The sequence below is a fragment of the Bradyrhizobium sp. MI1.3 genome (assembly GCF_055811695.1).
This window is the reverse complement of record NZ_JBVVPQ010000095.1, coordinates 1-23,178: the sequence shown is the minus strand read 5'-3', so window position 1 is coordinate 23,178 and position 23,178 is coordinate 1. Positions and strand designations below refer to the sequence as shown.

Genomic DNA, 23,178 nt, shown 5'->3' with positions numbered 1-23,178 from the left:
CTGTGACGAGCTGGGGCTCCAGCTTGCCCGACAATATACAGTCGGGGTAATGGGTCCTGGCTTTCGCCAGGACGACAGCAAGAAACAACAAGGACAATCCCATGCGTATCCTCGTGGTCGGCGCTGGCGCCATCGGCGGCTATTTTGGTGGCAGGCTGTTGCAGGCGGGCCGCGACGTCACCTTCCTGGTCCGGCCGCGGCGCGCCAGCGAGCTCGCGAGCGCCGGCCTCGTCATCAAGAGCCCGAACGGCGACGTGACCTTGAAAAATCCGCCGACCGTTCAGGCCGACGCGCTCAAGGACAAGTTCGACGTCGTGCTGCTCAGCTGCAAGGCCTTCGACCTCGATGACGCCATCAAGTCGTTCGCGGCAGCAGTCGGGCCGAATACCGCGATCATCCCGATGCTCAACGGCATGAAGCATCTCGACATCCTCGACGGCAAGTTCGGCAAGGAGCGCGTGCTCGGTGGCCTCTGCGCCATCGCCGCGACGCTCGACGAAAAGCGTGAGGTGGTGCAGCTGCAGCCGATGCAGTCGATCAATTACGGCGAGCGCGATGGCAAGCTGTCGGATCGGGTCAAGGCGATCGACGAGGCCTTCAAGAGCGGCATCGTTGGGGCCACCGCCAGCCAGAACATCATGCAGGACATGTGGGAGAAGTGGGTGTTCCTGTCCTCGCTGGCTGCGTCCACCAGCCTGATGCGCACCTCGGTCGGCAACATCCTCGCCGCTCCCGGCGGCAGGGATTTCCTGCTTGGCATGCTGGACGAGACCAGCGCGATCGCCGCCGCGTCGGGCTACACGCCGGGCGGGCCGTTCTTCGAGCGCGTGAAGGGCAACCTCACCACCGAGGGTTCGCCGATGACGGCCTCGATGTTCCGCGACGTCAAGGCCGGCCTGCCGGTCGAGGCCGATCACGTCATCGGCGACCTCATCGAGCGTGCCGATGCCGCCAAGGTGCCGGTGCCGAAGCTGCGCATCGCGTACACGCATTTGAAGGCGTATGAGAAGCAGCGGGCGGGCTGACCGCAGCTTCCGCTATTTGAAATACGCGAGATAGTGCGAGACGGCGGTGATTTCCTCATCGCTCATGTGATAGGCGACATCGGCCATCGCGGCGCCGCCACCGCCGACGCGCTGGCTGCTCTTGTAGTCGTGCAGCGCCTTGACCAGGTATTCCTCGCGCTGGCCCGCCAACCGCGCGACGGCCTTGGTGCCGGCAAAGCTATCGGTATGGCATGAGGCGCAGCGGCGGCCGGCGGCAACTTGCGCGCCCTTTTTCGACAGGTCCGGATCCTTGTCCTCCGCCGCTGTCGGCGGCGTCAGCGCGGCGAAATAGGCGCCGAGATTGCGGACGTCCTCGTTGGTGATCTCCTCGGCGATCGGCTGCATCTGATCGTTCTTGCGCGAGCCGGCGCGGAAGAACACCAGCTGCCATTGCAGGAATTGATCGGGCTGGCCAGCGAGCGAAGGGATGTTCTCGGTCTGCGAGATGCCGTTCTCGCCGTGACAGCCGGCGCAGACGGCGGCCTTCTCCTTGATCGCAGCATTGTCGGCGGCGCTTGCGGAGAGAGAACCGAGCGCGAGAAGCGCAACCGCGCTGATTGCGTGCGAGATGAACTGCCGGCGCATGATTGGGATTCCGATCTATCGAACGCGCCATTCCGGGCGAAGAAGCGCGAGCTATGATGCGCAATGGCGCATCTGAGAATTCCATAACCCGCGTTCGTGGCCAAGGGTTCCGGGCTTGCGCGCAAGGGGCGCGCAATCAGAAACGACGGCGTGCGAAATTGAAATGAGAAAGGCTGCGGCGCCGCTCGGCACCGCAGCCTCGTGTCATCTTGCGCTACTTCTTGCTGTAGCTGATGCGGTAGATCGCGCCGGCCCAATCGTCGGCGACGAGGATCGAGCCATCCTTGGCGAGGATGATGTCGTCGGGACGGCCGAGATAGCCCTGGTCGCCCTCGATCCAGCCGGAGGCGAACACCTCCTGCTTGGCGTTCTTGCCGTCGGGCCCGACGATCACGCGCATGATGCGGCCGCCCTGGTACTTGTGACGATTCCAGGAGCCGTGCTCGGCGATCAGGATGTTGTTCTTGTACTCGGCCGGGAATTGGTCGCCGGTATAGAACTTCATGCCGAGCGGAGCGACGTGAGCACCGAGGTTCAGCACCGGCGGCGTGAACTCGGAGCATTTGTGGCCCATCGCGAACTTGGTATCCGGCAGGTCACCCTGGTGGCAGTAGGGATAGCCGAAGTGCTCGCCGATCTTGCTGATCATGTTCAGCTTGTCCGAGGGCAGATCGTCGCTGATCCAGTCGCGGGCATTCTCGGTGAACCAGAACTTACCGGTGCGCGGATCGACGTCGCCGCCGACCGAGTTGCGAACGCCGAGCGCGTAGATTTCCGCATTGCCGGTCTTGGGATCGACGCGGCGGATCTGCGAGACGCTGGTCGGGGGCACGCCGATGTTGAAGGGCGGTCCGAACGGAATGTAGAACCAGCCTTCCTTGTCGACCGCGATGTACTTCCAGCCATGCGCGGCATAGGACGGCATGTCGTCATAGACGACCTTGCCCTCGCCGGGATTGTCGAGCTTGTTTTCGATGTCGTCGTAGCGGATCAGCTTGTCGACCGCGATGACGTAGAGCGCACCGTCCTTGACGGCCAGACCCGTGGGCATGTTCAGCCCCTTGAGGATGGTCTTGACCTCTTTCTTTCCGTTGTTGTCCTTGATCGCGTAGACGTTGCCGAGGCCGAACGAGCCGACGAACAGCGTGCCCTTGTCACCCCAGGCCATCTGCCGCGCGGCCAGCACGCCGGAGGCGTAGACCTCCATCTTGAAGCCAGCCGGCAGCTTGACCTTCTTGACGATATTGGCGAGTTCGGCGTCGGAGGCGCCGGTCGGCGGCCCCGACGGCGGCGCCAGGCCCTTCTGCGCCTCGGTCTCGTCGCCGAGGAACCAGTCGTCCGGCGGATGGGTCCAGAACTCCTTGGTGCCGGATTCGTATTTCTTCAGCGGCTTGTTCTTGTCCTGCTGCTGCGCGTGACCGACGCTTGTCCCCGCGAGAAGGGCAACCGCTGCAAGCGCCAGGATGGATTGAAAGACGGATCGATGGAATTTCATCGCGTCACTCCCCTAAGGCAGCCGTCAGGGCTGCACATTTATTTTATTTTGCTGTCGAGAGGCGAAGTTCGGACTCTGTCGAGAGGACAGACGCAGAAAGGTTAGCACATCTGCGAGCGGTGAGAAGCGCGCCGCGTGCGATGCGATAGCGCTCAGTAAAAATTGAGACGGAAAGTCAATGATGGCGAACGCCGCGACAACAACGCTCTCGCTGCAGCGCGGAATCAAGATCACGCGCGGCTAATTTACAGGCAGCAGGAGGTTCGGAACAAAAAAACGCGAAAACAACCCCATGCACAGTAGAACGGCTCCGGCCATCTTGCTGCCGGTGATTCCGGGTAGACATCTGACGAGTCGAGCGAATTAGCAAAGGTGGCGGCTACGGGGCGACGGGGTAGGGACCATCGTCGAAAATCGTCTCATGATAGCCTTTCGATCCGATATCGCGCGCCAGCGTGCTGCGAAAATCGCGATCATCGCGAAGACAGTTCAGGACATGCGCGAAGTCGAATTCGGGCCGCCAGCCGAGCTCGTGCCGCGCGCGCTCGTTGACATAGACGCGATCGATCGCGGGGAACAGGCGCCAGCCGCGCGCCGCGTAGAGCTCCGGACAATCCGGATAGAGCTCGCGCACCACACCGGCCGCGTCGCGCGCCAGCGCAGTCAGGTGGCGCTGCTCGAACGGGCTTGTGGCCGACAGGATGTAGCGGGCAAATCCGATGTTCGGCGCGCGCTCGACTGCGAGCAGATGGGCGCTCACCGCGTCCGCGATATCCAGCCGGCGATAGAGCAGCTCGTTGGCCTGCGCGTTCTCCGGCGCGTAAGCCGACCGCATCGCCGGATCGTCATCGTCTTCCGGAAAGAAGCGCGAGGTCCTCAAGACCACGACAGGCAGGCCGCGCTCGCGACAGAACAGCTCGCAAAGGGTCTCGGCCATCAGCTTGGTCGTGCCGTAGATGTTCTTCGGGATCGGCGGCAGGTCCTCGGTGACCCACACCGCGGCCTGTCCCGCCTCGGAGCGGAGCTGCGAGCCGAACGCGCTGGTGGTGCTGGTGAAGACAAAACTGCGCACGCCGGCCGCCACAGCCGCTTCAAGCAGATTGAGCGTGCCGGTGACGTTGGTGTCGATGAAGGCTTGCTTGCTGTGGGTCGCCACATGCGGCTTGTGCAGCGTCGCGGTGTGGATCACCGCGGTGACGCCGTCCATCTGGCGCCGCGCGAAATCGGAATCGACGATCGAGCCGACAGCGTCGGTGAAGGGCGATGGCTTCAGGTCGATCCCACGCACAGACGAACCGCGCCCGCGGAGCGTGCGGAGAAGGCCCTCGCCGAGATGGCCCGCGCTGCCTGTGACCAGGATTGTCATTCGTTACCCAATACAGCCGCCAGCGGCGTGGAAAACCACGTGCCCGTCCGGTCCGGCTGGATGCTTTGGGAAAAATTGGAGCGGGCGAAGGGGCTCGAACCCTCGACCCCGACCTTGGCAAGGTCGTGCTCTACCACTGAGCTACACCCGCATCCTGTGTCGGTCACATGACTGCGCCGGCAACGGCTGTCGTATGCCAAAAGCGGGAGGGGAATGCAACAGCTACCGGCGGCATAGATGCGCAATCGGAGGCCCGATATAGACCCGAACGCGGCCAAATGACCCAAAAAGGCCCCGGAACCGTCGAATCGGCACGCACGGATTGAAATTCGGCCGTCCCGGCCCAATTTAGGGCCAACAGCGAAGCATATGAATTGGCGACGTGCTAAAGACCCGCCAATTCCAGACATCAGACGAGGGGATCCCGTGACGATCATCGACCAGGGTAACGGAGCAGCGGGCCCGGCTGCCGCCGATCTGATCAAGGACACGACCACCCAGACCTTCGTGAAGGACGTCATCGAGGAATCGAAGCGCCAGCCGGTGCTGATCGACTTCTGGGCGGAGTGGTGCGGCCCCTGCAAGCAGCTCACGCCCTTGCTGGAAAAAGCGGTCAAGGCCGCCAAGGGCAAGGTCAAGCTGGTCAAGATGAACATCGACCAGCACCCGGCGATCCCGGGCCAGATGGGCATCCAGTCGATTCCGGCGGTGATCGCCTTCGTCAACGGCCAGCCGGCCGACGGCTTCATGGGTGCGGTCCCGGAGAGCCAGCTCAACGCCTTCATCGAGAAGCTGACCAAGGGCGTGACCGCGCCGGGTGAGCCGAATATCGCGGAAATCCTCCAGGAAGCCGAGGCCGTGCTCGCCGAGGGCGATGCCGCCGCGGCCGCGCAGATCTACGCGGAAGTGCTGCAGCTCGAATCGACCAACATCGCAGCCCTGGCCGGGCTCGCGAAATGCTACGCCGTCTCCGGTGCGATGGAGCAGGCCAAGCAGACGCTCGCCATGGTGCCGGAATCCAAGCGCAACGACCCGGCCGTGAAAGCCGTGCAGACCGCGATCGATCTGGCCGAGCAGGCGGAGCAGCTCGGGCCTGTCGCCGAGCTGGAACAGAAAGTCGCCGCAAACCCGCTCGATCATCAGGCCCGATTCGACCTCGCGATCGCGCTCAACGCCCAAGGCAACCGGGCAGCTGCCACCGAGCAGCTGCTCGCGATCGTCAAGCGCGACCGCAAATGGAACGACGACGGCGCCCGCAAGCAGCTGGTGCAGTTCTTCGAGGCCTGGGGCGGCACGGACGATGCAACCGTCGAGGGACGCAAGCGCTTGTCGATCATCCTGTTTTCCTGACGCGCGCTGGCAAGGCCAGGGGACCCGGCAGATGCCGATCAACATCGAATATCGCGGGCCCGCCGACCTTCCGGAGATCCTTCCGGTGTTTCCGTTGCCGGGCGCGCTGCTGCTGCCGCGCGGGCAGATGCCGCTCAACATCTTCGAGCCGCGCTACCTCGCGATGATCGACGATGCCTTCCGCGATGGCCATCGCCTGATCGGCATGATCCAGCCCGACATCGCGCACTCGCCCAAGAATTCCGACAAGCCGGCGCTGTTCCGCGTCGGTTGTGTCGGCCGCATCACCCAACTCGCGGAATCTGGCGACGGCCGCTACATCCTCGAGCTCACCGGTGTCTCGCGCTTCAAAGTGCTCGAGGAGCTCGAAGTGCTCACCGCCTACCGGCAGTGCAAGGTGGATTTCTTCGCCTTCGTCGACGATTTCACGCCGCGCATGGGCGAGGAGGAGGTCGATCGCGAAGCACTGCTGACGGTGCTGGCGGACTTTCTGAAGGCCAACAACCTCAAGGTCGACTGGGAGGGCGTCGAGACCGCTCCCAACGAGGCGCTCGTCAACGCGCTGGCGATGATGTCGCCCTATGGTGTGGCCGAGAAGCAGGCGATGCTGGAAGCGCCCGACCTGAAGACCCGCGCCGAAATTTTGATCGCGGTCACCGAGATGGATCTCGCCAAAAAACGCACCTCAGGCGATCCGCCGCTGCAGTGACGGCCTGAACGCTCACGCAGCGCAGACGGCTGCTCCGTCATCTCGCAGCAGCATTTTCGCGATGCTGGATGCAGGCATCGGCCGGCTGAAATAGTAGCCTTGCGTTTCGGCGCAGCCGTCTTCACGCAGGATGTCCAGCTGCTCCCTCGTTTCGACGCCTTCGGCGGTCGTGGTCTTGCTCAAGCTGACTGCGAAACGAACCACTGCTCGCGCGAGATGTTGCGCCTCTGCCCTCGCGCTGGTCAGTTCGCTGACGAAGCTGCGGTCGATTTTGATCTTGTCGAACGGGAATCTTTGCAGAAAGCTCAGAGAAGAATAGCCGGTGCCGAAATCGTCCAGGGCGATTCGCACACGGAGTTGGCGCAGCTGACCGAGGGCCTCGAATACAGCTTCGCTGTCATGCATGATCGCTGTCTCCGTAACTTCGAGCTCGAGCCTGTGCGGCGCCACACCCGAACTCGCCAGCGCGCTGACAACGACCGGCACAAGCTCCTTGCTCCTGAATTGAGCGGGAGACAGGTTGATCGCGATGCTGAGATCGACAGGCCATTTTGCGGCTTCCGCACAGGCCGTCCTCAGGACCCATTCCCCCAGCGGCACGATCAGGCCGGTCTCCTCCGCAAGCGGGATGAATTCGCCCGGCATGACCAGACCTCGCTGCGGGTGGTGCCAGCGCAGCAGGGCCTCGAAGCCCCTGGTCTTACCGGTCGCGGCGTCGATGAATGGCTGGTAATAGAGCTCGAATTGACCGTCGGCAAGCGCATCGCGCAAGTCGCGCTCCAGATTCCGTCGCGCATGCATGATCTCGTCGAGTTCCGGCTCGAAGAAACGGAATGCGCCACGTCCACCATTCTTGGCCGAGTAGAGGGCGAGATCGGCGCTCTTCATGATCGCGTCGGGATCATTGCCGTCGCGCGGCGCGATGGCAATGCCGATGCTGGTGCCTACGGTGACCCGGTGATCGCCGAGGTCGAAGGGTTTGCAAAGCGCCTTTCTGATGTTCTCGGCGAGGGTCGCGGCCTCCACGGCCGGGCTGGTCACGTAGTCGATCACCGCGAACTCGTCCCCGCCCAGTCGGGCGATCAACGCCGTTTCCGTGGTGCATTCGCGCAAACGCGCCGCGACGGCGCGCAGCAGGGAATCGCCCGCCGGATGTCCAAGCGTGTCATTGACTTCCTTGAAGCGATCGAGGTCAAGCATGAGCACGGCAAGATCAAGACCACCATTGCGCGTAACTGCAATGGCATGCTCCATCCGCTCTCTGAGCAGCACCCGATTTGGCAGGTCGGTCAACGCATCGTGTTGCGCCATATGGGTGATTTTGGCCTCGGACCGGCGTTGCTCCGTAACATCAAGATGCGTGGCCACCCATCCGCCGCCGGGCATCGGCTGTCGCGTCACGCAGATCAACCGACCATCCGCAAACTCGTCGATCCTGCTCGAGACTGTGTCGAACGGCAACGCAGCCAGTCTCGAGATGTATTGCCCGGCAGCGCCCTCGCTCGTATCGCCCTTGAGGATGCCGTTCACAACGCGGTGCTTGATGATGTCGACGTGCGGCGTCCCCGTCTTCAGCAGTTCCGGCGGCAGCCGATAGAGCAGGGCATAGCGCTCGTTGCAGACGACGAGCCGCTTCTCCGTGTCAAACATGCAAAGGCCCTCGACCATGTTGTTGATGGCCGTGTCGAGCCTGATCTTCTGGTCCTGGATTTCCTTTTGCGAATCTTCCACCTGTTGCCTGGCAAACGAAAGCTGAGTGATAACTTCCTCGAATCGGCTGGTTCTGGTCGCAAGCCGGCGATCCGCCAGCACGCCCACAAAACTCATCCCGAGCACCGACAGGGCCACGCCCGCGATTGCCACGGCGAGGAAGCCGGGAGAAAGCGACAGGGTGTCGCTTGCCAGCGTCGGGTCTGGAACGATCTGTACCGCCCCCATAGCTGTGAAATGATGCGACACGATGGCGAGCGTCAGCAGCAGCGCCGCAGCGAAGGTCCCCCACCTGTCCTTGCGACCCAGGGCGACCGCAAGTGCGGCGTAGCCTAGGACCATGCCGAGGGCGATCGAGATGAGCACCAGCTCCGGCGACCAGGTCACGCGACCAGGCACTTCGAGGGCCGACATGCCCAGATAGTGCATGCTCGCAATACCGCCGCCGATGATGCCGCCACCGGCAGCCGCGCGCCAGCGGCCGGGGCTGCCGACGGCAACGCCAAAACCTGCCGACGTCAGGATCATCGCTGCGGCGAGCGACAAAGCTGTCAGCGTGATGGCGTAACCGGTCGAGACGCCGGGCTCGTAGGCAAGCATTGCCACAAAATGCGTTGCCCAGATTCCATAACCGATGGCGGCACCGGCGATCGCAATCCAGATCAGTCGCGTCCAGGCGCGCGATGCGTTCGCTCGATGAAAGATGCTGACGGCTACAATGCTTGCGGCGAAGCAAACCAGACCGGCGAGCATGACAAGCCGCCAATCGTGCTCTGCCGTGAGGCAGGTAAAAACGCGGAACATCGAAATCGCCTCCCTCGTCAATAAGCTCGACGATTGATCCGATTGGCTTTGGTCACGTTAATTTCTTGCAATGCCCGGTTGCATGCCTATCGGGAGGTAAACCCAACCTCGACAATGGCGCCGTTTGGCGGTAGCCGGTGCGGGCGAAGGACTTAATTCTCGTGCAACCACGGGTTTAGGCGGGCCCAAGGCTCCATCCGCTTGAATTAACCCGGTGCTGCTTAGAGGTGCCCGCGGATTCGTTTGCGGCCGGTGATCATCGCGCGGATCAGGTTCTCGCGCTGGAGACGCCCCATCAACAGCACGCCCAGGACGTGCAGCACGACCAGGACGATGACCGCGTCGGATGAATAGTGGTGGGTGTCCTCGATCCACCAGACGCCGAAGAAAGTGACGGTCACCGACATCGCGCCTGATATCGTCGAGACCGCGAGCGAGACCAGCAGCGCCACCAGCATCAACGTGCCGGCTGGATTGAGACCGATATAGCGGCCGGTGATGCCGCGGCGCAGATTCCAGAGATAACCCGGCGCGGCCCGAAGTCTGACGCCGACCATGCGAAAGCGCGAATAGCGGCTTCCCCAAAAGCCCCAGACCAGACGGAACGCAAGAAGGCCGAGTACGGCATAACCGACGATGCGGTGAAGTCCGTCATAGACGGTCGGCGTGGACCACGCGGCCAGAACGCAAGCCGCGAGCGCCCAGTGCCAGAGCCGCAGCGGGAGGTCCCAGACCGCGACTGTCCGCGCGGCGGTTCGATCCGCGGGGGTCCGGTCGGACCCCCCGCGTGCGTGCGGCACCGTTTCTTCGATCAAGCGAGGACCACCCTCAGGCATGACTTTGCGCAGACCATTTGCGCGCAGACCATCTCGCGCGGTCTACTTCGCAATCGTGTGCTTCAGGCTGAGATCTTCTGGGCTGTAGAACAGCTCGTAAAGCTTGCCTTCCTTGACGCCGTAGACCTCGTAGCACGAGCCTTCGATCTTGGAGCGCCGCACCTCGTAGCCGAGCGCCTTGGCCTTGGCTTCGGCGTCGCTCGCCGGCTTCCACGACGCCTTGTCGAGCTTGGTGCAGTCCTTGAAACCATCGGCCAAGGCTGCCGATCCCATGCCAATCCCGATCGTCAATGCAACGGCAACAACACGAATAACCTTCACGAACGTCTCCTCTTCTGTCGTGGGCGCTGCGCCGGCAGGCGAAGCGGGACCGAAGGAAGCAAAGCACATGATGAAGTCAATGCGGTTCAGAAGCAGTTGGCTTTAGAGTTATTCTAACGATCCGAAAAAGCTCAGCGCTCTCCGTATGCAGCGCGTGTTTACAGCGACACTGCGGCCTTACGTCTCACGGTTTGATGGCAAGCAGATCGGGCGCGCCGCTCAGTAGCCGGCAACCGCCATCGCGACGACGGCACTTAGCGCCATCCATCCAAAATGCCGGCCGCGCGTGGCCCATGCGTTGGCGAAAGCAGCGAAGCCGAACACGCCGGCCATGGTGACGACGATCCAGTGGCGCGCCGGCTCCGATTGCATCCAGGGCGCCGCGATCAGGAGCACACCGCCGCCGATCCAGGCGACGGTCGAGGCCTGCCAGACCAGGCGGATCAGGGTGCGGAGCCGCTCCGGCTCGATGCGGGCGCGGGCAAAGACCTTGGTCTCGCCGAGAATGCCATGAATGAGGGCCACGGCAATGGTCAAGACCCCGGCGCACTGGAGCAAGAGATCACGCATCGTCAAAGCTCCCTGCAAATATGGTCCATACAGTTATGTATGGTGAAATAGGCGCTGGCCTGCCGGCTGTCAATACACTAGTGTATGTTTGCATCCGGAACCCGACATGGCCGAACAGCTGACCGCCGACGACTGGATCAAACAGGGCCTGAAGGCGCTCGCGCGAGACGGCTTCACCGCGCTGAAGGCCGATCCGCTGGCGAAAGCCATGGGGGTCTCGCGCGGCAGCTTCTATTGGCATTTCGCCGATCTCGGCGCATTCCATGCCGCTCTCCTGAAGCGCTGGCGCGAGATCGCGGCCGAGCAGATCATCGCCGATGTCGAGGCGGATAGCGACGAGCCGCTGAAAGCGCTGCTGCGCAGGACTTTTGGCGCGCGGCTCGACCTCGAGCGCGCGGTGCGGAACTGGGCGGCCTTCGATGCGGCGGCACAGACGGCGGTGCGTGCCATCGACCGGCGCAGGCTCGACTATATCGAAGAGTTGCTGAGGAAGCGCGGGTTCGAGGCGGCGACGGCGCGAGCCCGCGCCCAAATCCTGTACTGGACGTTTCTCGGCTTCGCCCTGTCGGGCCCGCCATTGCCGGCCGCGCGGCTCGAGGGCCTGCTCGACGAGATCCTGCGGATGGCTTCGGCTTGAGCGACGCAATGGGCTGCTACGATTTTTTATGCTAGAGGCAACCGACCGTCGGAGACCCCAATGAACGCGCCCACCGAACGCCCCGAAGCCAGCGTCGATCCCAAATTGCTGGAGATTTTGGTCTGCCCGCTGACCAAGGGCCCGCTGGAGTTCGATTCTGCAAAGCAGGAGCTGATCTCGCGCAGCGCCAAGCTCGCCTATCCGATCCGCGACGGCATTCCGATCATGCTGCCGGAAGAGGCTCGCAAGATCGATTGAGAGACTTGTGGCCCGTTGGTCGTTTGGCGCGATGACCGCACCACACCCCAGGTGTCGTCCTGGCCTAGTGCGCAATTGCGCACGGGGGCCGGGACCCATAACCACCGAATTGGGTTGTTGCGCGAGCTGGTCACTCCGAGTCTTCGCAAAACTATTGCTGCGGCGTATGGGTCCCGGATCTGTGCGCGCTTGAGGCGCGCTTGTCCGGGACGACAGGAAAAAACTACAGCGCCTCGCCCTTCAGCAACCGCGGTATCTCACCGGTCAGACCCGCGGCCTGGCGGATGAACAGGTTCTTCAGCGGCGGGGCGCGGTCGACGAGGCCGAGGCCGATGTCGCGCACCGTGCGCAACAGCGTCGACTGGTTGGAGAACAGGAAGTTCAGCGAGTTGGTGGCAACGCCCATGGCCATCGTGTCGAAGCGGCGCCAGCGCTGGTAACGTTCGAGCACGTCGGCGGCGCCGATATCCATGCCGAGCCGCGCGGCATCGACCACGACCTCGGCCAGTGCGGCGACGTCCTTCAGTCCCATGTTGAGACCCTGGCCCGCGATGGGGTGGATGACGTGGGCGGAATCGCCGACCAGCGCGAGGCGCTGGGCAATGAAGGAGCGTGCGACGAAATAGGACAGCGGAAACGCGCGCGGCTTGTCGAGCGCCTTCACCTCGCCGAGATGCAGGCCGAAGCGCTGCTCGAGCTCGCCGTGAAATTCCTCATCGCTCAACGCAATGATACGCGCGGCTTCGCTGCGGCGCTCGGTCCAGACCAGCGAGGAGCGCTTGCCCGAAAGCGGCAGGATCGCGAACGGACCCGCCGGCAGAAAATGCTCTTCGGCGCGGCCTTCATGATCGCGATCATGGCCGACGGTGACGACGATGCCGGATTGATCGTATTCCCAGCCATGGGTGGCGATGCCGGCGCGCTCGCGCAGTTTCGACTTCGCGCCGTCGGCCGCAACCAGGAGGCTCGCCGCAATGACGCTGCCGTCGCCGAGCGTCACATCGATGCCCTCGGCTCGCGCGTCGTAAGACGACACGGTGGTCGCGCGGAGATCAATGCCCTCGGCCTCGGCGCGGACCACCAGCGCATCGATCAGGCGGCGGTTCTCGACCATATGCGCGAAGGGCTCGCCCGGCGCGACATCGCCGGCAAAGTTGAGGAACGCCGGACGGGTGGCGTCTTCCAGCTTGGAATCGGTGACGACCATGTCGAGGATGGGCTGCGCCTCGCCCTTGACGTCATCCCAGGCGCCGATCGCCTCGAACAGGCGGCGGCAGGCGGCCACGATCGCAGTCGCGCGCGGGTCCCGGCTCGGACGTGTGGAGAGCGCGGGGTCGGCGACGATGACGGGGATCTCGGGGCCGAGTCCCTGGCGCAACGCCAGCGCCAGCGCCAGGCCCGCAAACGCGCCGCCACCGATGACAATGCTACCCTGTACCGACATACCCAATTCCCGGCTAAATCCTGGCCTTGCTAGCAGACTTGAGGTGGGCGAAACAGTGCGGTGAAACAAGGGCGGAAAGCCCCCATTGTGTCATTCCGGAGCAGCGAAGCCGGGGCGGCAAGGCGAAAGCTGAATTCCATGTCCAAGAGCCTGATCGACCTCATCTCGATCCTCGACCTCGAACAGCTCGAGGTGAATCTGTTCCGCGGCAACAGTCCGAAGACCAGCTGGCAACGGGTGTTCGGCGGCCAGGTGATCGGGCAGGCGATGGTTGCAGCGTGCCGCACCGTCGAGGGCAGGCTGCCGCATTCGCTGCATTGCTATTTCGTCCTGCCGGGCGATCCGCAGATCCCGATCATCTACCAGGTCGAGCGCCTGCGCGACGGCAAGAGCTACTCGACGCGACGCGTCACCGCGATTCAGCACGGCAACGCGATCTTCTCGATCATGGTGTCGTTCCATGCCGAGGAAGAGAGCGCGTTCGATCACCAGGACAAGATGCCCGACGTGCCGCGGCCGGAAAAGCTGACGGCGGAGGAGGTGGCGAAGCAGCCGATGTTCAAGGAAATGCCGGAGTTCATCCGCCGCTATTATGAATCCGATCGTCCGATCGAGCTGCGCCCGGTCGAGCTCGGCCGTTATTTCGGCCAAAAGATCGAGGACGGCCGCATCCATGTCTGGATCAAGACCGCGGCGACGCTGCCGGACGATCCGGCGCTGCACATGTGCGCGCTGGCCTACGCGTCCGACTTCTCGCTGCTGGATGCGATCATGGCGCGCTACGGCCGCACCCTGTTCGACAAGCGCATGATGCCGGCGAGCCTCGACCACGCGATGTGGTTTCACCGCCCGTTCCGCGCCGACGAATGGCTGCTCTACGCACAGGATTCGCCAAGCGCCCGAAGCGGCCGCGGCTTGACCCGCGGCTCGATCTTCAAGCCCGACGGCACGCTGGTGGCTTCCGTCGCGCAAGAAGGCTCGGTGCGCGAACGGAAAGCCTGAGAGGCATAAGCACGATCGATCGCGCTTATGCCTCTCGAGGTCAGGTCCGGAGCGATCCTCGCGGAGCCAGGACGGTCTCCGACGCGAACCAGTTCATGATCCAGCGATACACCCACGGGATCGGGATGATGAAGCCGCAAAGGAATGCAGCCACGATGCCCCGCCAGAGAATCCCGAGACCGCTGCCGTTGAAGACGATCTCGCGCCGCGTGCCTTCGATGCTGCGGCAGAACCAGCGCATTTGAGCCGCGGCGACCCAGGCCCAGCCGATGATGGTGATGATGGAGATCGCAAACAGCAGGCTCCAGCCGACATAGGCCCAGACCGTGCCGGTGAAGCTCAGGCCGAGCGGCTGCCCGTTGGAGGCGAGGTTCGCGACCATCCATTTGATCAGGAGCCAGTAGAGAACGATCTGGGCGATGAACAGCAAATTGCTCAGCAAGGGGACGCCGATCAACCCGATCACGATCGCCAGAACGATGAAGCCGAAATACCAGGGCACCAGCGCCATCGCATTGCCGGTGAAGCTGAGATTGGGCCGTCCGGGGACCTTCACGCAGGACACGATCCATTTCGTGTACCAGACGAACACCCACGGCACCGGGATGATGAAGCACATGCCGATCAGCATCACGATGCTGCGCCAGGTGAACTCGAGGATGCCGAAATCGACCGCCAGCGATCCTCCGCCGCCACCGCCGCCGTAGCCCATCATCGGCGGGCCGCCAGCCGGCATCATCGGGGGCGCACCGCCGCCGCTGATCAGGCCAGGGATTTCGGCCGCCTTCTGCCAGCCGGCCATGCCCTCCGACCACACCAGCGTATCGGGGCGCACGACTCCCTGGGCGACGAGGTCGCGGAATTGCCCTTCCTGGTAGGGCCCCTGCTGCTTGCCCTCGGATGCGTAGAACCAACTCGCCATGAAGCGTCCCCCTCAAACATAGTTTTGTACCGGCCGCGACGCTTGGGTTCATCGCATCCATGCCAAAAACGCATTGTGGAGGATGAACGGCTGCCCTGTACAGAGGCGGCCGTTCACATTGCCCAACGATTTTCCGCTTCAATCTGCAACTTTTTTATGCCATTTGCCCGGAAAGATGCCAGATTGACGCAGCGCCGGGGACATACGGCGCGGCGCATCCCGGGGAATAGGCCTGACCATGAAACTCGTCGTCGCGATCATCAAACCCTTCAAGCTCGATGAAGTCCGCCAGGCACTGACGGCGATCGGCGTCCACGGCATGACCGTGACCGAAGTGAAGGGCTATGGCCGCCAAAAGGGCCACACCGAGATCTATCGCGGCGCTGAGTACGTGGTGAATTTCCTGCCGAAGCTGCGGATCGAGATCGCGGTCGCCTCCGATATCGCCGAGAAGGCGGTCGCCGTCATCACCGCGACCGCGCGCACCGGCCAGATCGGTGACGGCAAGATCTTCGTCACGCCGATTGATCACGCGACCCGCATTCGCACCGGCGAGACCGACAGCGACGCGCTCTAGATTCTTGTTTTGACGCGTTTTCCGTACGCGAACCGGTATCCACTTCGCTCGAAAACGCTCTTCTTCTTCGATCGCACCGGGCAACGGCGCCACGGCGTGCGACGCAATCAATAGCTGGGGGAAACGACATGGCGGGATTGTTGCGCCGCGCGGCTGCTATTGCCGCGCCGATCGGGCTTGTGTCGATCATGGCTTCGCCGGCGCGCGCCGCGGGCTCAGAGATCAACACCGCCGACACCGCCTGGATGATTGTCGCCACCGCATTGGTGCTGATGATGACGATCCCGGGGCTCGCGCTGTTCTATTCCGGCATGGTGCGCAAGAAGAACGTGCTCGCCACCATGGCGCAGAGCCTCGCCGCGGTGACGATCATCTCCATTCTCTGGGTCGCCTTCGGCTATTCGCTGTGCTTCGTCGGCGACGGCCCATGGATCGGCACGCTCGACCGCTGGTTCCTCGCCGGCATGACCATGGACAGCGTCAACCCGGCGGCGAAGACGATCCCGGAAGCGCTGTTCATGCTGTACCAGATGACGTTTGCGATCATCACGGTGGCGCTGGTCGCGGGCGCGGTCGCCGACCGGATGCGGTTCTCCGCCTATCTCCTCTTCTCGGTCGCATGGTTCATCTTCGTCTACATTCCGCTGGCGCATTGGGTGTGGGGCGGCGGCTTCCTCGCCAGCATGGGCGTGCTGGATTTCGCCGGCGGCCTCGTGGTGCATCTGTCCGCCGGCACCGCCGGCCTCGTTGCGGCGAAGGTGATGGGACGCCGTCACGGCTACGGCACCGAAAATCTTTCGCCGTTCGATCTATCGCTCGCGGTGATGGGCACCGGCCTGTTGTGGGTCGGCTGGTTCGGTTTCAACGGCGGCTCGGCGGGCGCAGCCAATTCGCGCGCGGTGCTGGCGATCATCGCGACCCATCTCGCGGCCTGCTCCGGCGCGCTGACCTGGGGCGCGATCGAATGGTCGACGCGGCGCAAGCCGTCCGTGCTCGGCATGATCTCCGGCGCGGTCGCCGGCCTCGGCACCATCACGCCGGCCTCGGGATTCGTGGCGCCCTGGCACGGTATCGTCATCGGCGTGATCGCAGGCCTGGTCTGCTACTGGGCCTGCACCTGGCTGAAGCACCGCTTCGACTATGACGATTCGCTCGACGTGTTCGGCGTCCACGGCATCGGCGGCCTGACCGGGACCCTGCTGGCCGGCGTGTTCGCAACCAGCGCCATCGGCGGCACCGCCGGCCTGCTCGAAGGCCATCCGCAGCAGCTTCTGATCCAGCTGTATGGGGTCGCCGTCACCTTCGTCTGGTCGGCAGGCGTGAGCTTCGTCCTGCTCAAGCTGGTCAGCCTGTTCGTGCCGTTGCGCGTCTCGCGGGAGCACGAGCTCGAAGGGCTGGATATTTCGCAGCACGGCGAAGCGCTGCAGTAATTGGGCTTGCGCAACACATAAGCACGTGCTTATGTGTTGCCATGATCGAAGCTGACATCTTCAAGGCGCTGGCCGACCCGACCCGCCGCAAGGTCTTTGAGAAGCTTGCCGGCGGAAGCCTGAATGCGAGCGCTTTGCGCGACGGATTAGAGATCAGCCAACCGGCGATGTCGCAGCATCTTGCGGTGCTGCGCGGGGCGGGCCTGGTGCGCGAACAGCGGCAGGGCCGCTTTGTGAATTACGAAGTCGATCCCGAAGGAATTCTCGCCATCGGGACCTGGCTTGCGCGCTACCGCGCCTATTGGCCGAAACGCATGGATGCCCTCGCCGATCTCTTGAAGGAGATGGATCAATGAGCGACGCCGCGAAGCCTGATCCCTCCGACGCAGCTCTCGTCCTCGAATATGAATTCGATGCGCCGCCGGCCAAGGTCTGGCGCGCGGTGACCATTCCGGCGTTGCGCGAGCGCTGGCTGCCGGATTGCGACCTTGCGGGCGCCGAGCCGGAATCATCAATCCCAGGCCAGGAGGTGCGCTACCGGCTTCGCGATTCCGAACCGCCGTTTCGCGAAAGCCATGTCATCTTCCGGATCGAACCGAACGAGGATGGCGGCACCCGCTTCCGCATCATCCAGCAAACCTGCATGAAGCTGCCGCAGCCGGCCAACAGCAATGGCTGCCTGATGCGCGCGGCCGCCTAACACCAACACCACTTCACCACCCGCAGACATGGAGGTCGCCGATGCGCGACATGCTTCAGCTCGTCCCTATGGTCGTCGAACAATCCGCCCGCGGCGAACGATCCTTCGACATCTATTCGCGCCTGCTGCGCGAGCGCATCATCTTCCTCAACGGCGAGGTCAATGATGCGATGTCGGGCCTCGTCTGCGCGCAGCTCTTGTTCCTGGAGGCGGAGAATCCGAACAAGCCGATCAATCTCTACATCAATTCCTATGGCGGCGTGGTCACCGCTGGCCTTGCGATGTACGACACCATGCAATTCATCAAGGCGCCGGTGCATACGCTGTGCATGGGCACCGCGCGCTCGATGGGCTCGTTCCTGCTGATGGCCGGCGAGCCCGGTCACCGCGCCGCCCTGCCCAATGCGAGCCTTCACGTGCATCAGCCGCTCGGCGGCTTTCAGGGCCAGGCGTCCGACATCCTGATCCATGCCACCGAGATGCAGGAAACCAAGCGGCGCATCATCCGGCTCTATGCCCAGCATTGCGGGCGCCCCGAACCGGACGTGGAACGGACCCTGGACCGCGACCACTTCATGACCGCGCAGCAGGCGGTCGACTGGGGGCTGATCGACCGGTTGTTCACGGAACGCAGCGCCGCCTGACGGTCTCTGCCTGCAACCGTCCGGCGAGCTCGCCCCGCTTAAGCTGTTTGGCCGGTTGCGCGCATTCCGTGAGCACACCAGGCAGGGGTCCGATATTTCGCCGCACGACAAGCCCTGCAATGGGCGTCCCCCTTACGAAAATACCTTTCTGCTGCCCGACGCATGAGCATCAATGTGTCGGCAGCTTGTCGTGCCTTTATTTTAATCAGGCATGGTCAGGTATTGAGCGCGGCGTAATAGCGCACCGCACCGCAATACGCGCCAAACGCGAAAACACCCGTTTTCATAGTCCGTTAGCCAACACGCCCGATCTGGCACGGCATTTGATTCTAGGGGTCCTGGCTGTGCCCGCGTAGTGAACTTTCTCCCTCGTGGCGAACCAGTCGAGAAACGCCCGGCCACGTCCGGACCGGGCCCAAGCGGGGATAGGACCCATGAAAATTGTTATGGCGATTATTAAGCCATTCAAGCTGGAAGAAGTCCGTGACGCCCTGACCGCCATCGGCGTTCACGGTCTCACGGTGACGGAAGTCAAGGGATATGGCCGCCAGAAGGGCCATACGGAAATCTATCGCGGCGCCGAATATGCCGTGAGCTTCCTGCCCAAGATCAAGATCGAGGTCGCTGTCGCCTCCGACCAGGTCGACAAGACCATCGACGCCATCACGACCGCCGCGAAAACCGGTCAGATCGGCGACGGCAAGATCTTCGTCATCAATCTCGACCATGCGGTTCGCATCCGCACCGGCGAGGCCGATGCTGCGGCCCTTTGATTTCGCGCTCAATCAAAATTCAATCAGGAGTAAATGAAATGACGTTTAAGCGTCCCTATGGCGCGGGATTGGCGGCTCTCGCAGTCGGCCTGTTCGCTGCGACCGCAGCCTATGCCGAGCCAACGGTCAACAAGGGAGACAACGCCTGGATGCTGACATCGACAGTGCTCGTGCTGTTGATGACGATCCCCGGCCTCGCGCTGTTCTACGGCGGCCTCGTCCGCTCCAAGAACATGCTCTCGGTCCTGATGCAGGTGTTCTACACCGTCTGCGTCGTCACCGTGATCTGGGCCGTGTACGGCTACAGCCTCACCTTCACCGGCGGCTCGGACTTCATCGGCGGCTTCTCCAAGGCCTTCATGATGGGCGTCACCACCGACTCGAAGGCTGCGACCTTCTCGGTCGACGCCAACATCTCGGAGCTCATCTATATGTGCTTCCAGATGACCTTCGCAGCGATCACGCCCGCCCTCATCGTCGGCGCCTTTGCCGAGCGCATGAAGTTCGCGGCGATTGCGCTCTTCATCCCGCTCTGGGTCACGCTGATCTACTTCCCAATCGCGCACATGGTCTGGTATTGGCCCGGCCCGGACATGATCCAGGACGCTGCCAAGGCTCTGGCTGCTGCGGCTGATGGCGCGGCGAAGACCGCGGCGCAGGCCAAGCTCGACGAGATCAACGCCGACGCAGGCTGGATCTTCAAGAAGGGCGCGATCGACTTCGCGGGCGGCACCGTGGTGCACATCAACGCCGGCATCGCAGGCCTCGTCGGCGCTCTGCTGATCGGCAAGCGCGTCGGTTACGGCAAGGAGCTGATGGCTCCGCACTCGCTGACCATGTCGATGATCGGCGCCTCGCTGCTCTGGGTCGGCTGGTTCGGCTTCAACGCCGGCTCCAACCTCGAAGCCAATGGCGGCGCAGCGCTTGCCATGACCAACTCCTTCGTCGCCACCGCAGCCGCCGCGCTGTCGTGGATGTTCGCGGAGTGGATCATCAAGGGTCACCCGTCCGTGCTCGGCGTCATCTCCGGCGCTGTCGCGGGCCTCGTGGCCGTCACGCCTGCCGCCGGCTTCTCCGGCGTGATGGGTGCGATCGTCCTCGGCCTCGTGGTCGGCGTGGTCTGCCTGTTCTTCTGCACCGTCGTGAAGAACGCGCTCGGCTACGATGACTCCCTCGATGTGTTCGGCGTGCACTGCGTCGGCGGCATCATCGGCGCCCTCGGCACCGGCATCCTCGTCAATCCGGCGTTGGGTGGTGCGGGCATCATCGACTACACCGCGATCCCGCCGAAGGTTGCCGATTACGACTTCGCAGCGCAGATGATCTCCCAGGTCTGGGGCGTCGGCACCACGCTGGTGTGGTCGGGTATCGGTTCGGCGATCCTCTACAAGGTCGTCGATGTGATCGTTGGCCTCCGCGCCAATGTCGAGAGCGAGCGTGAAGGCCTCGACATCACCGAGCACACCGAGCGCGCCTACAACATGTAAGTCTCCTCCCGGGCGCGGCCTCCTCGGAGGTCGCGCTCACAACTACGGTTTGGGGCACATACCCGGCAATGTCCCGGCCGTTGAGGGGCTCCAGCGCAAGTTGGAGCCCCTTTCTTTTTGGACCCGAGCACCGCTGGGCCGTCATAAGTTAAATTGCATTGCTGCGAGCTTGTTGAATATCATGCTCCCCATTTGGAGCAGGATTTCATGCGTCTGCCCTATTGCCTGGTCTGGTGCTTCCTGTTGCTCGCTTTGTCGAGCCTCGATGCCCGTGCGGACAAGCGCGTCGCGCTGGTGATTGGCAACGGCGCCTACCGAAACGTTCCCACGCTCGCCAATCCGACCAATGATGCGGCCGATGTCGGCGCGGCCCTCAAGCGATCGGGGTTCGATCCTCTGGTCGCGACCGACCTCGACCAGTCCGCCATGCAGGACACCATTCTTCGCTTCGCGCGTGAGGCTCGCGGCGCCGATGTCGCCCTGTTCTACTACAGCGGGCACGCGCTCCAGTTCGCCGGCGTCAACTATCTGGTGCCTGTCGATGCCGTCGTTCGCGACGAGGTCGATCTGCGCCGCCTGGTACGCGCCGACGAGATCCTGGCGGATCTCCAGCAGGCGAAGAACCTGCGCATCCTCGTGCTCGACGCCTGCCGCGACAATCCATTTGCCGACGAGTTGCGGCGAAACGTCGGACAGGGCCGTGGCGTCACCGTCTCTCGCGGCCTCGCCAAGATGGAAAGTCCCGAGGGCACCATCATTTCCTACGCGACACAGGCCGGCCGGACTGCCGACGACGGCAGCGGCCGCAACAGCCCCTATACCAGCGCGTTCCTGGAGCACATCGGCGACAAGGGCAACGTCAACACGGTATTTCAAACGATCAGCGCCGGCGTCTACCAGCGCTCCAAAGGCTTGCAAGTGCCGGAGCTGTCGCTGTCGTTCTTCGGCGAGTTCTACCTCAACGGCAAGCCCGAAACGGCGGCGTTGTCTCCTGCGACGCCTCAGGTCGATCCCTGCGCGGAGGCCAGCGACCATTGGCGTAGCGCGGAAGCGCTGGGAACGCTCGCGGCGTTCAAGGATCACCTCGCACGCTTCCCAGCGTGCGCGTTCGCAGATTTGGCGAAATCACGCATCGAGACTTTGGCGAAACCATCAGACGCCGCCAAGCGCGTAACCGCGTTCGATGGAACCTGGATCGCGAAGGAAACTTGCGAGAACAAGCCCCCGTTTCCCGAGGCCTATTTCCAGTATGCGCTGCGCGTCAAGGATGGCGTGCTGCACACTCTCTCCGGGGAAGAGGGCAAGCCCGGTGCCACAATCTATGACGGGAAGATTGAAGCGGACGGCAGCGCGACTGTCACCGTCAACGGGCTGATTGGCGAAAAGGATCCGCTTCGCCGCACCGCCGGCGCGCCCTATCAGTACAAGCTGGCACTCGAGCTGAAAGAAACCACCGGCGCCGGCGTCCGCACCGAGACCGGCCGACCGTGTCGGATGGAGCTCTCCAAGCTGACGACACCGAGCCCCGCTGCAAGTCCGGGCCAACCTGATTCGAAGCGGCCGACCAAGCGCGACGACAAGAGGGCCGTGCTGCCGCCAGATCAGGCCGGAGCAGGGCAACCACGGCAGACCGGAAGCGGCATGAGCTGTTCGTTCATGCGAAGCAGGTGCGCCACGGCGTGCGTCAGTATGGGCGGCCGCGCGGATTGCGCTTCAACCGCTTGTCCACGGCTGGAAGCCGAGTGCATGAGCAGCGGTTGCTGGCGCGGCCGGGGATTCAACGGCTGCGGGCTTGCCAAGCGATAGATGCACGAACCGGCTGCGGATGGTCTGCCTTTGTCCGCTCGCAAAGAAAAAGATTGCCATTCCGCACCGCTGGCGCAGAAATATCGACCACAAGAAACAACAAAAGGGAGGTCGTCATGCGTTTGGAAGGCGGATGCTATTGCGGCGAAGTGCGCTATGTCGCCGAGGGCGACCCAATGATGCAGGCGCAGTGTCATTGCCGCGAGTGCCAGTACATCTCGGGCGGCGCGCCCAACACCTTCATCGCGATGCCGGCGGCCGGCTTCAGCTACATCGCCGGGCAGCCCAAGCAGTTCACCCGCAAGGACCTCGAGCGCGCCGTCACGCGCGAATTCTGCGCCGAATGCGGCACCCATCTGGTGACCAAGGTTCCGGGACTGCCGGCTGCGATCCTGAAGGTCGGCACGCTGGACGAGCCTGCGCAGTTCCATCCGCAGATGGCGATCTACACCTGCGACAAGCAGGACTTCCATGCGATCCCCGCGGGCATGGCGACATTCGAGAAGCTGCCGGCGCACTAGAGCCGCAATGACGGCGCGCTCCCTCCCCCGCATGCGGGGGAGGGCTGGGGAGAGGGTGCCTCAACATCGGGACAGTCCCTGTTTGGAGAGAACCCTCACCCACGCCTCCGGCGCGACCTCTCCCGCAAGCGAGGGCTTTGCTTAATTGGCCGAGCGGGAGTGAGGCTCGATATGGGGTATTTTTT

The 23,178-nt window shown here is 63.4% G+C and carries 24 protein-coding genes and 1 tRNA gene; 15 read left to right on the top strand and 10 right to left on the bottom strand.

The genetic code is table 11. From position 1 onward, the window contains the following. Positions 1-101: 101 nt before the first annotated feature. Positions 102-1,025: a 2-dehydropantoate 2-reductase gene (gene panE / locus AC0L3A_RS36400; protein WP_007598663.1), complete on the top strand. Its 924-nt coding sequence runs from the start codon at positions 102-104 to the stop codon at positions 1,023-1,025. A 12-nt stretch (positions 1,026-1,037) separates the two neighbouring features. Here panE and AC0L3A_RS36395 read toward each other — a convergent pair whose 3' ends face one another. The 4 genes from AC0L3A_RS36395 to AC0L3A_RS36380 form a co-directional block, all read right to left on the bottom strand. Beyond that, positions 1,038-1,631, bottom strand: coding sequence for a c-type cytochrome (locus AC0L3A_RS36395; protein WP_007598662.1), 594 nt, complete (start codon positions 1,629-1,631; stop codon positions 1,038-1,040). A 214-nt stretch (positions 1,632-1,845) separates the two neighbouring features. After that, positions 1,846-3,126 carry a PQQ-dependent sugar dehydrogenase gene (locus AC0L3A_RS36390; protein ID WP_007598661.1) on the bottom strand — a complete coding sequence of 427 codons (1,281 nt, stop codon included), beginning with the start codon at positions 3,124-3,126 and terminating at the stop codon, positions 1,846-1,848. A 379-nt stretch (positions 3,127-3,505) separates the two neighbouring features. Next, positions 3,506-4,492 carry an NAD-dependent epimerase/dehydratase family protein gene (locus AC0L3A_RS36385; protein WP_007598660.1) on the bottom strand — a complete coding sequence of 329 codons (987 nt, stop codon included), beginning with the start codon at positions 4,490-4,492 and terminating at the stop codon, positions 3,506-3,508. Positions 4,493-4,568: 76 nt separating this feature from the next. Beyond that, positions 4,569-4,643 (bottom strand) — tRNA-Gly (locus tag AC0L3A_RS36380). Positions 4,644-4,918: 275 nt separating this feature from the next. Between AC0L3A_RS36380 and trxA the strand changes: the two genes are divergently transcribed. Both trxA and AC0L3A_RS36370 read left to right on the top strand, forming a co-directional pair. Beyond that, complete coding sequence (trxA, locus tag AC0L3A_RS36375; protein WP_007598659.1) at positions 4,919-5,842, top strand: thioredoxin; 924 nt, start codon at positions 4,919-4,921, stop codon at positions 5,840-5,842. 31 nt (positions 5,843-5,873) lie between these two features. Continuing rightward, positions 5,874-6,551 (top strand): LON peptidase substrate-binding domain-containing protein, encoded by a 678-nt coding sequence (locus AC0L3A_RS36370; protein WP_007598658.1) that lies wholly within the window; start codon positions 5,874-5,876, stop codon positions 6,549-6,551. Between the two features lie 12 nt (positions 6,552-6,563). On the opposite strand, the gene AC0L3A_RS36365 is transcribed toward AC0L3A_RS36370, so the two are convergent. The 4 genes from AC0L3A_RS36365 to AC0L3A_RS36350 form a co-directional block, all read right to left on the bottom strand. Further along, positions 6,564-9,065, bottom strand: a complete 2,502-nt coding sequence (locus AC0L3A_RS36365) for an EAL domain-containing protein (protein ID WP_007598656.1) — start codon at positions 9,063-9,065, stop codon at positions 6,564-6,566. A 221-nt stretch (positions 9,066-9,286) separates the two neighbouring features. Then, entirely contained in the window at positions 9,287-9,880 is a 594-nt protein-coding gene (locus AC0L3A_RS36360) for a cytochrome b/b6 domain-containing protein (RefSeq protein ID WP_473256182.1), read from the bottom strand. 63 nt (positions 9,881-9,943) lie between these two features. Beyond that, the gene (locus AC0L3A_RS36355) at positions 9,944-10,222 is read right to left on the bottom strand and encodes a PepSY domain-containing protein (RefSeq protein WP_007598654.1); all 279 of its coding nucleotides are present in this window, start codon (positions 10,220-10,222) and stop codon (positions 9,944-9,946) included. A 219-nt stretch (positions 10,223-10,441) separates the two neighbouring features. Further along, complete coding sequence (locus AC0L3A_RS36350) at positions 10,442-10,792, bottom strand: hypothetical protein (RefSeq protein WP_473256181.1); 351 nt, start codon at positions 10,790-10,792, stop codon at positions 10,442-10,444. A gap of 106 nt (positions 10,793-10,898) precedes the next feature. On the opposite strand from AC0L3A_RS36350, the gene AC0L3A_RS36345 reads away from it, so the two are divergent. After that, positions 10,899-11,429 (top strand): TetR/AcrR family transcriptional regulator, encoded by a 531-nt coding sequence (locus AC0L3A_RS36345; protein ID WP_473256180.1) that lies wholly within the window; start codon positions 10,899-10,901, stop codon positions 11,427-11,429. 60 nt (positions 11,430-11,489) lie between these two features. Next, positions 11,490-11,687, top strand: coding sequence for a Trm112 family protein (locus tag AC0L3A_RS36340; protein WP_007598651.1), 198 nt, complete (start codon positions 11,490-11,492; stop codon positions 11,685-11,687). A 223-nt stretch (positions 11,688-11,910) separates the two neighbouring features. Here AC0L3A_RS36340 and AC0L3A_RS36335 read toward each other — a convergent pair whose 3' ends face one another. Continuing rightward, on the bottom strand, positions 11,911-13,131 hold the full coding sequence (locus AC0L3A_RS36335) for a ubiquinone biosynthesis hydroxylase (protein WP_473256179.1): 1,221 nt from the start codon (positions 13,129-13,131) through the stop codon (positions 11,911-11,913). Between the two features lie 138 nt (positions 13,132-13,269). On the opposite strand from AC0L3A_RS36335, the gene tesB reads away from it, so the two are divergent. Beyond that, the gene (gene tesB / locus AC0L3A_RS36330; RefSeq protein WP_219681884.1) at positions 13,270-14,133 is read left to right on the top strand and encodes an acyl-CoA thioesterase II; all 864 of its coding nucleotides are present in this window, start codon (positions 13,270-13,272) and stop codon (positions 14,131-14,133) included. A 40-nt stretch (positions 14,134-14,173) separates the two neighbouring features. Here the strand turns inward: tesB and AC0L3A_RS36325 are convergent, their stop codons facing one another. Then, a complete protein-coding gene (locus AC0L3A_RS36325; RefSeq protein ID WP_473256178.1) occupies positions 14,174-15,055 on the bottom strand; it encodes a DUF4339 domain-containing protein in 882 nt (293 codons plus the stop codon). A 238-nt stretch (positions 15,056-15,293) separates the two neighbouring features. On the opposite strand from AC0L3A_RS36325, the gene AC0L3A_RS36320 reads away from it, so the two are divergent. From AC0L3A_RS36320 to AC0L3A_RS36280, 9 genes are all read left to right on the top strand, one after another. Continuing rightward, complete coding sequence (locus AC0L3A_RS36320) at positions 15,294-15,632, top strand: P-II family nitrogen regulator (protein WP_007598647.1); 339 nt, start codon at positions 15,294-15,296, stop codon at positions 15,630-15,632. Positions 15,633-15,760: 128 nt separating this feature from the next. Further along, positions 15,761-17,062 carry an ammonium transporter gene (locus tag AC0L3A_RS36315; protein WP_007598646.1) on the top strand — a complete coding sequence of 434 codons (1,302 nt, stop codon included), beginning with the start codon at positions 15,761-15,763 and terminating at the stop codon, positions 17,060-17,062. A 41-nt stretch (positions 17,063-17,103) separates the two neighbouring features. After that, positions 17,104-17,418, top strand: a complete 315-nt coding sequence (locus AC0L3A_RS36310) for an ArsR/SmtB family transcription factor (protein WP_035993871.1) — start codon at positions 17,104-17,106, stop codon at positions 17,416-17,418. Next, positions 17,415-17,762 carry an SRPBCC family protein gene (locus AC0L3A_RS36305; protein ID WP_007598644.1) on the top strand — a complete coding sequence of 116 codons (348 nt, stop codon included), beginning with the start codon at positions 17,415-17,417 and terminating at the stop codon, positions 17,760-17,762. The genes AC0L3A_RS36310 and AC0L3A_RS36305 overlap by 4 nt, the downstream gene beginning before the upstream one ends. 41 nt (positions 17,763-17,803) lie before the next feature. Then, on the top strand, positions 17,804-18,406 hold the full coding sequence (locus tag AC0L3A_RS36300; RefSeq protein ID WP_473256177.1) for an ATP-dependent Clp protease proteolytic subunit: 603 nt from the start codon (positions 17,804-17,806) through the stop codon (positions 18,404-18,406). A gap of 434 nt (positions 18,407-18,840) precedes the next feature. After that, positions 18,841-19,179, top strand: a complete 339-nt coding sequence (locus AC0L3A_RS36295) for a P-II family nitrogen regulator (protein ID WP_007598642.1) — start codon at positions 18,841-18,843, stop codon at positions 19,177-19,179. Between the two features lie 38 nt (positions 19,180-19,217). Beyond that, positions 19,218-20,666, top strand: a complete 1,449-nt coding sequence (locus tag AC0L3A_RS36290) for an ammonium transporter (protein WP_007598641.1) — start codon at positions 19,218-19,220, stop codon at positions 20,664-20,666. 207 nt (positions 20,667-20,873) lie between these two features. Beyond that, positions 20,874-22,472, top strand: a complete 1,599-nt coding sequence (locus AC0L3A_RS36285) for a caspase family protein (RefSeq protein WP_219681886.1) — start codon at positions 20,874-20,876, stop codon at positions 22,470-22,472. Positions 22,473-22,588: 116 nt separating this feature from the next. Further along, a complete protein-coding gene (locus tag AC0L3A_RS36280) occupies positions 22,589-22,993 on the top strand; it encodes a GFA family protein (RefSeq protein WP_007598639.1) in 405 nt (134 codons plus the stop codon). The last annotated feature ends 185 nt before the right edge of the window (positions 22,994-23,178 follow it).

What these genes read in the sequence shown, in the direction of transcription:
- panE (WP_007598663.1), top strand. Translation starts at nt 102, where the DNA reads ATGCGTATCCTCGTGGTCGGCGCTGGCGCCATCGGCGGCTATTTTGGT.
- AC0L3A_RS36395 (WP_007598662.1), bottom strand. Translation starts at nt 1,631, where the DNA reads ATGCGCCGGCAGTTCATCTCGCACGCAATCAGCGCGGTTGCGCTTCTC.
- AC0L3A_RS36390 (WP_007598661.1), bottom strand. Translation starts at nt 3,126, where the DNA reads ATGAAATTCCATCGATCCGTCTTTCAATCCATCCTGGCGCTTGCAGCG.
- AC0L3A_RS36385 (WP_007598660.1), bottom strand. Translation starts at nt 4,492, where the DNA reads ATGACAATCCTGGTCACAGGCAGCGCGGGCCATCTCGGCGAGGGCCTT.
- AC0L3A_RS36370 (WP_007598658.1), top strand. Translation starts at nt 5,874, where the DNA reads ATGCCGATCAACATCGAATATCGCGGGCCCGCCGACCTTCCGGAGATC.
- AC0L3A_RS36365 (WP_007598656.1), bottom strand. Translation starts at nt 9,065, where the DNA reads ATGTTCCGCGTTTTTACCTGCCTCACGGCAGAGCACGATTGGCGGCTT.
- AC0L3A_RS36350 (WP_473256181.1), bottom strand. Translation starts at nt 10,792, where the DNA reads ATGCGTGATCTCTTGCTCCAGTGCGCCGGGGTCTTGACCATTGCCGTG.
- AC0L3A_RS36345 (WP_473256180.1), top strand. Translation starts at nt 10,899, where the DNA reads ATGGCCGAACAGCTGACCGCCGACGACTGGATCAAACAGGGCCTGAAG.
- AC0L3A_RS36340 (WP_007598651.1), top strand. Translation starts at nt 11,490, where the DNA reads ATGAACGCGCCCACCGAACGCCCCGAAGCCAGCGTCGATCCCAAATTG.
- AC0L3A_RS36335 (WP_473256179.1), bottom strand. Translation starts at nt 13,131, where the DNA reads ATGTCGGTACAGGGTAGCATTGTCATCGGTGGCGGCGCGTTTGCGGGC.
- tesB (WP_219681884.1), top strand. Translation starts at nt 13,270, where the DNA reads ATGTCCAAGAGCCTGATCGACCTCATCTCGATCCTCGACCTCGAACAG.
- AC0L3A_RS36325 (WP_473256178.1), bottom strand. Translation starts at nt 15,055, where the DNA reads ATGGCGAGTTGGTTCTACGCATCCGAGGGCAAGCAGCAGGGGCCCTAC.
- AC0L3A_RS36320 (WP_007598647.1), top strand. Translation starts at nt 15,294, where the DNA reads ATGAAACTCGTCGTCGCGATCATCAAACCCTTCAAGCTCGATGAAGTC.
- AC0L3A_RS36315 (WP_007598646.1), top strand. Translation starts at nt 15,761, where the DNA reads ATGGCGGGATTGTTGCGCCGCGCGGCTGCTATTGCCGCGCCGATCGGG.
- AC0L3A_RS36310 (WP_035993871.1), top strand. Translation starts at nt 17,104, where the DNA reads ATGATCGAAGCTGACATCTTCAAGGCGCTGGCCGACCCGACCCGCCGC.
- AC0L3A_RS36305 (WP_007598644.1), top strand. Translation starts at nt 17,415, where the DNA reads ATGAGCGACGCCGCGAAGCCTGATCCCTCCGACGCAGCTCTCGTCCTC.
- AC0L3A_RS36300 (WP_473256177.1), top strand. Translation starts at nt 17,804, where the DNA reads ATGCGCGACATGCTTCAGCTCGTCCCTATGGTCGTCGAACAATCCGCC.
- AC0L3A_RS36295 (WP_007598642.1), top strand. Translation starts at nt 18,841, where the DNA reads ATGAAAATTGTTATGGCGATTATTAAGCCATTCAAGCTGGAAGAAGTC.
- AC0L3A_RS36290 (WP_007598641.1), top strand. Translation starts at nt 19,218, where the DNA reads ATGACGTTTAAGCGTCCCTATGGCGCGGGATTGGCGGCTCTCGCAGTC.
- AC0L3A_RS36285 (WP_219681886.1), top strand. Translation starts at nt 20,874, where the DNA reads ATGCGTCTGCCCTATTGCCTGGTCTGGTGCTTCCTGTTGCTCGCTTTG.
- AC0L3A_RS36280 (WP_007598639.1), top strand. Translation starts at nt 22,589, where the DNA reads ATGCGTTTGGAAGGCGGATGCTATTGCGGCGAAGTGCGCTATGTCGCC.